Origin of the sequence: Streptomyces sp. YS-3 (genome assembly GCF_045257485.1) — a bacterium.
GTDB lineage: Bacteria > Actinomycetota > Actinomycetes > Streptomycetales > Streptomycetaceae > Streptomyces.
In genome coordinates this window covers 1-826 of the sequence record NZ_JBJHPC010001124.1, presented here as the reverse complement: position 1 = coordinate 826, position 826 = coordinate 1, and the positions used below count along the sequence as shown (strand labels likewise).

At 73.4% G+C, this 826-nt stretch carries 1 protein-coding gene; it reads left to right on the top strand.

Annotated elements, in window-relative coordinates; translation table 11 throughout:
• Positions 1–27: 27 nt before the first annotated feature.
• The coding region (locus tag ACJA3G_RS37885) for an MBL fold metallo-hydrolase (protein WP_406557531.1) at positions 28–826 on the top strand (799 nt) is incomplete at its 3' end.

Here is an 826-nt window from a genome sequence, read left to right as displayed (position 1 = left end):
CCCCGCGACGCCCCGAGGAGGCAGCCCATGACCAACGGCAGCAACGGCGCGCAGCACCACCCCGGCGCCCAGCCCCATCCCGCCGCGCAGCGCCGCCCCGTCGAACCGACCCCGTACGTCGTCCGGAGCAACCGCCCCGCGGGGACGCACGGCGTCCCCTCCGACGTCTCCGACTTCCGTAACGCCTCGCAGGGGCTGATCGCACGGCCGGACGTCGCCGTGATCCCGGCCCGCGACGGGGGGACCGCCTGGGACTTCGCCCGGTTCGACTTCCTGCGCGACGACAGGGAGATCCCGCCGTCCGTCAACGCGCGCGTATGGCGGCAGGGCCGGATGAACGCCATGGCGGGCCTCTACCTGGTCACCCGCACCGAGAACGGCGGCGTCCACCAGGTGCGCGGCTACGACCTCGCCAACATGACGATCGTCGAGGGCCGCACCGGCCTCGTCGTCATCGACCCCCTCGGCTCCTACGAGACCGCGCAGTACGCGCTGCGGCTCTACCGCGAGACCACCGACGACCGCCGCCCGGTGAAGGCGCTCGTCTACACCGCGAGCTGCGTCGACCACTTCGGCGGCTCCCGCGGCCTCTTCGCCGAGCGCGGCGACACCGTCCCCGAGGACCTCGCCGTGTACGCGCCGGACGGCTTCCTCGACGACGCGGTCCGCCGCCACGTCGTGGAGGGCCTCGCCACCGCCTGCCTGGTCGACCACACCTACGGCACTCGTCTGGAGGCGGGACCGTACGGCCTGATCGACAGCGGTCCCGGCCTCACCGCTGTCGATCAGGCCGTACGGTCCCGCCTCCAGACGAGTGCCGTAGGTG